Here is a 10,348-nt window from a genome sequence, read left to right as displayed (position 1 = left end):
CCTCTTCTGGTATTCACTTAGACCCTGAGCCAGTGCGGCAGCAGTCGTTGTTTTGCCGACTCCACCCTTCTGATTAGCTATGCAAAAAACCGGCATGATGCCCCTCTAGCCGGTAACAATAGCGTAATTACGCAATTACGTCAATACTCTATTGCGCAGGTTCTGTTTGCATTCGGTGGGTTTTATTTGTCATTGCGAGGAGGCGTAGCCGACGTGGCAATCTGAGGGGTGAGGTATACCCTTCCCCACACACAGATTGCTTCGCCCTCGGGCTGAACTCGGGCTGAAGCCCTCGGGACTTCGGCATGAGCTCAGTCGAACGCTGAACTCGGGCTGAAGCCTTCCGCCTATAGCGGAATGGTCTCGCAATGACAGCAGTGGCGGCAGCGTAACTATAGGTGTTACTTGTTACTAGTTTATCTTAGCTTTTAGTTATCAATTTTAATCAGAACTTAATACTCCCTCTGTTATGATAATGGTCAGTAAGGGAAATGGGAGACAGTAGACATGACACGAGCCTTGAGGATAATCCGGATAATCTTTATTCCCGCCAGCCTGATATTCCTGCTATCGGGCTGCGGCCTCGGAGCGGCTGAGAGCCGGGCGACGCAGGAACAGCCCGTAACCGTGCAGCGGGGCAACCTGGAAGTAGATATCACCGCCGTCGGTAACCTGGCATTATCCCGGACAGAGGAACTAGCTTTCGAGATGGCGGGAACCGTTGAGGAAGTGCTGGTGGGTGAAGGTGATTCTGTGAGCAAGGGACAGGAACTGGTGAGACTTGATACCTCGGAGTGGGATAAACAACTCAGAACGTTAGAGAAAGCGCTGGCCACAGCGGAGCGTACCCTGACCACCAAGGAGCGTGACCTGGCCAGAGCCGAGCGACAGGTTACCACCAAAGAACTGGCGGTGCGACAGGCGGAACTCGACGTGCAGTCGGCGGAATATAACCTGGGTCAGATAGCCGATGTCAAAGCGGCGCAAGAAGCCGTGGACGAGGCTGAGATACAGCTAAAAATTGCCAGGGCAATGCTGGAGGCGGGCAGTGACCTGGGTGCGGGCTACTGGATTGACCGGATAGCGATCAGCGAGAACCTGCTGGACGCCGCCCAGAGAAAGCTGCAAAGGATTCTGGATGGCAGTAGTGCTACGGTAACCGGTGATGTGGCGCTGAAGGTAGCTAAAACTCATCTCCAGGTTGAGCAAAGCCAGAGACAGCTTGAGGATGCCGGGATAGCGGTAGAGGATGCCAGGTTAGCCGTGGCTGATGCCCGGTTGTCCAGGGATGATGCCGGACAGGATGCAAACGACGCCCGGAGCGCACTGGATGAAGCCAGAGGTTTCAGCCCTGTTATTAAAGCTCCCTTCGATGGTTTCATTACTAAAGTCAACGTAGAGGGGGGAGACGAAATCCAGAAAGGTACCGTTGCCGTACAGCTTGCCGACCCGAATAAGTTCGAGGCTGAAATACTGGTCAGTGAGAGAGATATACCGCAGGTCAGCCTGGGGGGAAGGGCTACGGTAGGGGTAGACGCCCTGCCCGGGATGAGTCTTCCGGCTGAAGTCACCCATATTTCCCCGACCGCTACCATTTCACAGGGAGTGGTGAATTACAAGGTGAAGGTTACACTGCAACCGATTGAGGAGATAGCCCGGCAACGCCAGGTGTCGCCTCCTGCGGTGGCGACGGGGAACGCAACTCAGGGCGAACTCCCCGAGCGTTTGCAGCAATCCGTTGCCGCGGGGCGCATCACCCCGGAGCAGGCGGAGGAGATGATGAGGCAATTCCCTCAGGGGATGGGGAGACAACCGGGGACATCCGGCCAGACAGGTCAGGAGGTGCCGGCACTGTCTCTTGCCGATTTCCATCTCAGGGAAGGCTTGACCGTGATGGTGAGTATCATCGTGGAGCAGAGGAACAACGTGCTGCTGGTGCCGAACGCGGCGATAACCACACAGGGCAGGCAGACTATTGTCCAGGTACTGGGCGCGGACGGTACGCGGGAACAACGGACCATCGAGACCGGCATCAGCGACTACCAGTTCACTGAAGTGACCGGTGGTCTCAGTGAAGGAGAGCAGATTATCGTACCGCAGGGGACGGCTACCACCCCGACCACGCAAACAAGGCAGGGACAGCAGGGTGGCATGTTTGTACCGGGGATGAGAATCAGATGATTCGTCTGGAAGATGTCACCAAGGTCTATCCCATGGGGAAGAGAGATCTAAAGGTGCTCAGAGGAGTAAGCCTTAACATCGAAAAGGGGGAAATGGTGGCGATTATGGGGCCCTCCGGTTCCGGTAAATCAACCATGCTCAATCTACTGGGTTGTCTGGATAAACCGACCTCCGGTAGTTACTATCTGGAAGGCAAGGAAGTAAGCCGTCTCGGTAACCGGGAACTGGCCGCCATCAGGAGCCGGAAGATAGGTTTTGTCTTTCAGAGCTTTAACCTGCTGCCCCGGCTCTCGGCGCTGGCCAATGTCGAGCTTGGTATGAGATATGCCGGTGGCGTTGACCGCAAGAGATCTGTCGAGGCGCTGGCCAGAGTCGGCCTGTCTGACCGGGCGAATCACCGCCCCACCGAGCTTTCCGGCGGTGAGATGCAGAGGGTCGCAATTGCCCGGGCCCTGGTCAAGAACCCGCCGCTGGTGCTGGCTGATGAGCCTACCGGGAATCTGGACAGCCGTTCCGGTGAGGAGGTAATGTCTATTCTGACGTCTCTACATGATGAGCAGGGGATTACCCTGGTGATGATAACCCATGAGGCCAGCATTGCCAGCCATTGCCAGCGTGTTATCCGTATCATGGATGGTCAGATAGTGGGGGAGGAGAAGGTATGAAGAAGTGGTTTGAGCCTGTGATCACCGCCTGGGTCGGCATCATAACCCATAAACTGCGCAGCTTTCTGACTATTCTTGGTATTGTCATCGGAGTTGCCGCCGTGATTAGCCTGATGTCCATCGGCAAGGGCGCCCAGGCGGATATCCTGGCGCGTATCGGGAGCCTGGGCTCAAACCTGATTACTATCGGCCCCGGTTCGTCTACATTCGGGGGAGTCAGGGGGGCTACCGGCAGTGTCCGTACTCTGACCCAGGAAGATGCGGCCGCAATAGCCGACCAGGTCGCCGGTGTAGCCCTGGTCGCCCCTACCTACGCCAGCAACCTGCAGGTAGTTGCCGGAAGCAATAATATGAATTCCCAGGTTACGGGCGTCCCCCCGGAGTACCGGGAGATACAGAACCTGGAGATTGCCAGCGGCGCCTTCTTCTCTGATTATGAGTACCAGCGCGGCGCCAGGGTAGCTGTGCTCGGCTCTGAGGTGAAAGAGACCCTGTTCGGAGATACTGACCCGGTAGGGCAACAGATGAGAATGGGAAGTAATATTGTCCGCGTCATCGGGGTACTGGAGAGTAAGGGGGGCGGGTTCAACTCGGCGGATAGTTCCATTCTGGTACCATTGACAGCCATGCAGCAGATGGTCGCCCAACCGCGCACCAGTCAGGGCGAGCGTGTAGTATCGTCAATCGTGCTGACAATAAGTGATGAGAAGCAGGCGGAAAGCGTGGTACAGGAAATCACGAACCTCCTCCGCACCCGGCACCGCCTCGGACCTAATGTGGATGATGACTTTAGCATTATCTCCATGCAGCAGATAGCGGAAACTGTCTCGCAGGCTACCGGCACGATGACCGCTCTCCTGGGGGCTATTGCGGCAATTTCATTGCTGGTGGGGGGAATCGGGGTGATGAATATCATGCTGGTATCGGTACTGGAGAGGACCAGAGAGATTGGCATCCGCAAGGCGCTGGGCGCCAGGGAATATGATATCTGGCTGCAATTCCTGATTGAGGCCGCCTTCCTGACCCTGGCGGGAGGTATTATCGGCGTTATTGCCGGGTGGGTGGTCTCTTACATGGTTTCCCGCACGGGACTGGTGACCCCCGTGGTCAGCGCTGATATCGTGATTCTGGCTGTTTCCGTATCAGTCGGCATCGGTCTGTTCTTCGGTTTTTATCCGGCGTGGAATGCTTCTCGGCTCGACCCTATTGAAGCGCTCCGGGCGGAGTGAGATGGGGTATTCTTCGGCCGAGATTGCATAGCGTGTTGAGCAAAGTATAAAATTGCGTTCCCGGCCGGCTTGCACTTCCGGCAGAATAGGAATAAATTATAGCGGGCGTCTTACTGCTTATCAGGACGGAATAACTATGGAAAAGCTTCTTTTCGGTACCGGCGGCACCCCCCACAGCGCCCGGGAAAGGTCTACCGTATCCGGGATTGAACGGATTGCCGAGCTCGGGCTGGGCTGCATGGAGCTGGAGTTTGTCCAGGGGGTGAGGATGGGAGAACAGTCTGCCCGCCAGGTATCCGAGGTAGCGGGACGGGAAGGGATAAAGCTGTCGGCGCACGCTCCTTACTTCATCAACCTGAACGCCCGCGAGCCGGAGAAGATAAAAGCCAGCCAGCAACGCTTGCTGCAATCGGCCCGGATTGCCTCTATCTGTGGGGCGGAGAGCGTTGTTTTCCACGCCGCTTTTTACCTTGGCGACTCACCCGAGGAAACTTATCCCCGCGTAAAAAAATACCTTCAGGAAGTAATGGCCCAGCTCAGAGAAGAAAATAACAGGGTGTGGCTCAGGCCGGAAGTTACCGGTAAAGGCAGCCAGTTTGGTACGGTAACGGAAATAATCAATCTCTGTAACGAGGTGGAGGGGCTGGCCCCCTGCATCGACGTTGCCCACTGCCATGCCCGGACGGGGGAGTTCAATTCTTACCCGGAATTTGAGGCGGTTCTGTTACAGATTAAAGAGGGGTTAGTCCTGGCTGCCCTGGACAATATGCACATTCATTTTTCCGGTATCAAGTACGGAGCCAGGGGAGAAATAAAACATCTGGACCTGGAAGACTCGGACTTTCAGTACGTTGAACTCCTTCAGGCATTGAAGGACCAGCAGGTTAAGGGTCTGGTCATCTGTGAAAGCCCGAGTCTGGAGAGTGATGCACTGCGGCTACAGGAGACCTACGACGGTTTGAAGAAAGCGCCCTGAAAATCCGGCTATGCGCGAGTAAGACAATTCGGCCAAGGGGTCTGGCGTGCCGATCCGGGAATCTGCTGTGAGGGTATTTGATAATCGCGTGAGCATATCAAGGCAATCCGCCCCGGGCTCACGGATTGCTTCGGGCTTTGCCCTCGCAATGACAAATATAAGCAACTAAAGGCGAATAAAACCCCTGGTTTTCCTATGTACGGCGCTTTCTGTTATAATATAAAAGGGTGAGGCTGAGAATCAAGCCAGGACCATTGAGGTAAGTGATGTCATCAACCTGGAAACGTAGCGGATTACTATACATTGCTATTTTGCTGGCCGGTGTGGCTCTGGCCACCGTCCTCTTTTCCCCGACTCAAGAACCCGCGAAAATCCCTTTGAGTGAAGTAGCGTCCATGTCACGGAGCAATCAGATTGAGAGGATTGTGGTGGAGGATGAATGGTTGACTATTACCACTACCGATGGCACCGAACTGAAAAGCTTTAAGGGTGATACCAGCCTGTTTGAAATTACCGGGCTTAATCTTGAAGGGGTAGAGTTCGTTATCGAACCCGGCGGTATTGACTGGGGGAGTATGCTGCTTGGTTTCCTGCCGCTGCTCTTGTTCGGTGGCTTGCTCTTTTTCATATTCTTCCGTGCCCGTGGAGCTAATAACCAGGCTCTCAATTTTGGCCGCAGCCGGGCCAGGCTCTTCTCCCAGGACAAACCGACGGTAACCTTCGATGACGTTGCCGGAGTGGATGAAGCCAAACAGGAACTGTACGAAGTAGTGGAGTTTCTCAAGTCACGGGAGAAATTCCAGAGTCTGGGAGCACGTATCCCCAAGGGAGTATTGCTGGTGGGCCCGCCTGGTACCGGCAAGACGCTGCTGGCCCGCGCGGTAGCCGGTGAAGCCGGGGTGTCTTTCTTCTCCATCAGCGGCAGTGAGTTTGTCGAGATGTTTGTCGGTGTTGGCGCCTCACGGGTACGTGACCTCTTTGATCAGGCTAAGCGTAGTGCTCCCTGTATCGTCTTCGTTGATGAGATTGATGCCGTCGGCCGCCAGCGCGGCGCCGGTCTGGGGGGGAGCCATGATGAACGGGAACAGACCTTGAACCAGATACTGACCGAGATGGACGGTTTTGATACCAATACCAGTGTCATTGTGCTGGCAGCCACCAACCGTCCTGATATACTTGACCCGGCTTTGCTGCGTCCCGGCCGTTTCGACCGGCGGGTAGTCCTCGACCGCCCTGATATTGTCGGGCGGACTGCCATACTTAAGGTACATTCTAAAGGTAAGCCGTTTGATAGCGGCGTCGACCTGGAAATGCTGGCCAAGCAGACCGCCGGTTTCAGCGGCGCTGACCTTGCCAATCTGGTTAATGAAGCGGCTATTCTGGCAGCGAGGCGCGGCGAGAAAAGTATCGGGATGAGAGAACTGGAAGAGTCCATTGACCGCGTAATTGCCGGTCCGGAGAGAAAGAGCAAAAAGATAAGCGCCCGGGAAAAAGAAATTACCGCCTATCATGAGGCGGGACATGCCCTGGTAGCCCGCACCCTGCCCAACGCTGACCCGGTGCGGAAGGTAACCATAATACCCCGTGGCATGGCCGGAGGTTATACCAGGTTTCTTGAGGAAGACCGCAGTATGTATACCCGCTCCCAGCTTAAGGATACCCTGGCTACCCTGATGGGCGGTCATGCCGCCGAAGAGATGATATTTAACGAGCGGACGACAGGGCCGCACAGCGACATTAAACGGGCGACCGATTATGCCCGTAAAATGGTTGTTGATTTCGGCATGAGCGATAAGCTGGGGCCGAGGACTTATGGTGATAAGCAGGAAATGGTCTTCCTCGGCCGTGAGATTGCTGAGCAGAGGGACTACAGTGAAAGGTTTGCCCTGGAAATTGACCGGGAAGTTAACAAGATTATCGACGAAGCTTACCAGACGGCGAAAAGGATTTTAGCCGAAAATAGGACAAAGTTAGTTCAAATAGCCGATAAGCTTATTGCCCAGGAGACATTGGAGGGTAAAGACTTAGACGAGCTCCTGGGGGACGTACAGCCTAAACCTGCCCCCAAAGTTACCCCCAGCCCCACCCCGGTACCGGTAGAGCCGGAAGTTGAGGCTAACCCGGTTTCTAAACCCGCCTCCCGAAAGCCCCGGGCGATACCGGAACTGATGCCCAAACAGACCCCGACGCCGTCCGATTAGACAGGGATTGAAGGGAAGTAACTATCTCTTCCGCCTGACAATATAATCGGCCAGTGCCAGCAGTGATTGACGGCTGGCGTTATCAGGTAGCTGCTTGAGGTTGCGGCAGGCTTGAGCACTGTATTCTGAGGCAACCTGGTAACATTCCTGGATGATTGACGAGTCACGTACCATTTCTATCGCCTGTTTTATGTTTTCCCGGTCATCATGATCGCGGAACAGTCTCTTTACCGGATTGTCCTCGGGGTAGCGTTCCAGAAGCAGTATTGAGGGCAGGGTGATGGTACCCTGGGCTAAATCAGAGCCGGTTGGTTTGCCCAGTTCCTCTTCAGTGCCGATAAAATCCAGGATATCATCCACAATCTGGAAAGCGATACCCAGGTTGTGAGCGTACTCGATCAGTATCTGGATTGACGCTTCCGGGGCCTGGCTCAAAGCAGCCCCCGATTCGGTTGACATGCAAAAGAGGGAAGCCGTCTTCTGGGTGACCCTTTGCATATACTGGGAACGGCTTTGTTCGAGATCGAAGGCGCTGAAGGACTGGCTCAGCTCTCCACTGGAGATAGTCTTGAGTGTCCTGGCGAAGAGCTTGATGACACGCAGGTTCCCGGTGCTGGCGGTAAGCGCTCCCGCCTCGGCGAAGAGGTAATCCCCGAGGAGTACCGCTTTTTCCGCACCCCACAGGCTGTAGACTGTCCGGCGCCCCCGCCGCGTTTGCGAGTTATCGATAGCGTCATCATGTACCAGGGTAGCCGTGTGCATAATTTCAACCGCTGTCGCCATCGGCAGCAGAAGCTCGAGGTTGTAGTCATAGAACTGGCCTGACATCAGGGTTAGTATCGGCCGTATCCTCTTGCCATTGCTCTTCAGGCTGTAATCTAATAGTTCGGAGAGACGGGGGTAATCAGCCTGGCTGACGGCAACGAGCCTATCTTCAACCCTGGTCAGGTCTTCCTGGACCGGCGCGTAAATTTCGGCTAGTTCCAACGTTATCCTCTCCTTTTTACAGGGTGAACGGAATTAACAATTGACCTTGACTAAACCTGCCCCAGACGGCTGGTCTCTGCTTCAGCTACCGCTCCATCCAGCTTGGTAAAGAGGGGCTTGGATTCCCGCAGCTTCTGCCCCGGTTCCGGCACAGTTGGCTGCCAGCCATAATCTTCAACCTTGCCCTCAAAGCCAAGATACTCGTGCACTTTCTGGGAGCTAAAGGGCAGGAAGGGATAGAGCACTGTTTTAAGGCAGGATATTGCGCAAAGAGCTACATAAAGGGAATCGGCAGCCGCCTGCCGGTCCTCTTTTATTATCTTCCAGGGAGATTTCTGATCCAGATAGCGGTTAGCGTCATGGGCCAGGGACATCGCCGTTCTGATCGCTTCCCGGAAAGAGCAGCGGGATAGAAGCGCGTCCACGCTGCGCGGGGTATCGATGGCCTTATCGAGCAGTGCCCGTGAACTGCTGTCCAGCTCCGCCGGCGCCGGCACGCAGCCATCGAAGTTGCGATATGTTAAGGTAAGCACCCGGTTGACCAGGTTACCGTAGGTAGCTACCAGTTCGTCATTATTGCGGCGGATGAACTCGCGCCAGGAGAAATCGGTGTCACTCGTTTCCGGCATGTTAATTGAGAGCAGGTAACGCAGCGGGTCCGGGTCATACCGTGAAAGATAATCAGGCAGCCAGACCGCCCAGTTCTGACTGGTGGATAGTTTCCTGCCCTCGATGGTCAGGAATTCGTTAGCCGGGATATCATAGGGCAGGTTCAGGTCGCCATAGCCCATCAGCATTGCCGGCCAGATAAGGGTATGGAAGGGAATGTTGTCCTTGCCGATGAAATAGTAGCTCTTGGCCTCATCATGTTGCCAGAAGGAGCGCCACCGCTCATCATCTCCGCCGGATTTAGCCCATTCTCTGGTGGCGGAAAGATAGCCAATGACCGCCTCAAACCAGACGTAGATACGTTTGTTCTCAAATCCGGCTACCGGTACCGGTACTCCCCAGTCAATATCACGGGTAATGGCTCTATCCCGGAGTCCCTCTTTCAGGTAGCGCTGGGTGAGCATAAAGACATTAGGACGCCACTGACTTTGCTTTTCCGCCCACGCCGAGAGACAGTCGCTGAAAGAGCTCAGCCTTAGAAAGAAGTGCTCGGTCTCCCTGAACTCAGGGGTACTGCCGCAGACGCGGCAGTGCGGGTTAATCAGTTCAGCGGTGTTCATCGGCTTGCCGCATTGATCACACTGGTCACCACGGGCGCGGGGAGAGGCGCAGTACGGGCAGGTGCCCTCGACATAGCGGTCGGGCAAGAAACGCCGGCATTGAGGACAGAAGGCTTGTGACGTGGTATCTTTGTAGATATAACCCCGTTCCAGCAGTTTCAGAAAGATATCCCGGGTTACTTCAGCATGGTTGGCGGTGCTGGTGCTGGTGAACAGATCGAAGGAAATACCCAGTTTCGACCACGAATCAAGGAAAGACCGGTGATAAAATGCCGCAACCTCGGCCGGTTTCTTCCCCTCCTGTTCCGCCTTAATGGTTATTGGTGTGCCGTGCTGGTCAGAACCGGACACCATCAATACTTCATTGCCTTTGGCGCGGTGATAGCGGGCGAATATATCCGCCGGTAGATAAGCCCCGGCGATGTGGCCTAAATGCAGCGGCCCGTTAGCGTAAGGCCAGGCTACCCCGATGAAAATTTTCTCACTCATTATTGTTCCGGTTGATAGACCCCCCGTCTACAGCCTGACCGTTTAGCTCAAATTTGTATCTTCCGGCTATATCAACAGGCAAACACAATATAAACCAAAGTTTTGTATTCTGTCTACCCTGCAAAGGAGCCGATTTGAAGGGTTAGAACAAAGGAGCGCGGCACCAATTATCGTCTACTCCCCAACAAGACAAAGATTGCGGAACTGCGCGCTTGCGCTATGGTATTATTCGGTTTTGGTTGGCGGTGTCATTGCGAGACCATTCCGGCAGAGCCGGAAGGCGAAGCAATCTCGGCGGGGGCGGAATTATCCCTTACCCCCAGATTGCCACGTCGTCCACCGGAGGCGGACTCCTCGCAATGACAACACGAGTAACGTGCTTTTTATTGGA

At 55.0% G+C, this 10,348-nt stretch carries 7 protein-coding genes; 5 read left to right on the top strand and 2 right to left on the bottom strand.

The features are described 5' to 3' along the window. The first annotated feature begins 507 nt into the window (after positions 1-507). The 5 genes from Q8Q07_04540 (at position 508) to ftsH (ending at position 7,252) form a co-directional block, all read left to right on the top strand. Positions 508-2,181, top strand: a complete 1,674-nt coding sequence (locus tag Q8Q07_04540; GenBank protein MDP3879561.1) for an HlyD family efflux transporter periplasmic adaptor subunit — start codon at positions 508-510, stop codon at positions 2,179-2,181. Then, positions 2,178-2,846, top strand: a complete 669-nt coding sequence (locus Q8Q07_04535; protein MDP3879560.1) for an ABC transporter ATP-binding protein — start codon at positions 2,178-2,180, stop codon at positions 2,844-2,846. Before Q8Q07_04540 ends, Q8Q07_04535 begins: the two co-directional genes overlap by 4 nt. Next, positions 2,843-4,075: an ABC transporter permease gene (locus tag Q8Q07_04530; GenBank protein MDP3879559.1), complete on the top strand. Its 1,233-nt coding sequence runs from the start codon at positions 2,843-2,845 to the stop codon at positions 4,073-4,075. Before Q8Q07_04535 ends, Q8Q07_04530 begins: the two co-directional genes overlap by 4 nt. Before the next feature lie 136 nt (positions 4,076-4,211). Next, a complete protein-coding gene (locus Q8Q07_04525) occupies positions 4,212-5,051 on the top strand; it encodes a TIM barrel protein (protein ID MDP3879558.1) in 840 nt (279 codons plus the stop codon). A gap of 266 nt (positions 5,052-5,317) precedes the next feature. Beyond that, entirely contained in the window at positions 5,318-7,252 is a 1,935-nt protein-coding gene (gene ftsH / locus Q8Q07_04520) for an ATP-dependent zinc metalloprotease FtsH (GenBank protein MDP3879557.1), read from the top strand. A gap of 21 nt (positions 7,253-7,273) precedes the next feature. On the opposite strand, the gene Q8Q07_04515 is transcribed toward ftsH, so the two are convergent. Together Q8Q07_04515 and metG are read right to left on the bottom strand one after the other, a co-directional pair. Further along, the gene (locus Q8Q07_04515) at positions 7,274-8,239 is read right to left on the bottom strand and encodes a polyprenyl synthetase family protein (protein MDP3879556.1); all 966 of its coding nucleotides are present in this window, start codon (positions 8,237-8,239) and stop codon (positions 7,274-7,276) included. Between the two features lie 50 nt (positions 8,240-8,289). Further along, complete coding sequence (metG, locus tag Q8Q07_04510; GenBank protein MDP3879555.1) at positions 8,290-9,957, bottom strand: methionine--tRNA ligase; 1,668 nt, start codon at positions 9,955-9,957, stop codon at positions 8,290-8,292. Positions 9,958-10,348 lie beyond the last annotated feature (391 nt).

The sequence above is a fragment of the Dehalococcoidales bacterium genome (assembly GCA_030698765.1).
GTDB lineage: Bacteria > Chloroflexota > Dehalococcoidia > Dehalococcoidales > UBA2162 > JAUYMF01.
Note: the sequence above shows the minus strand (reverse complement) of the source record. Positions and strands in the feature narration are given on the sequence as shown.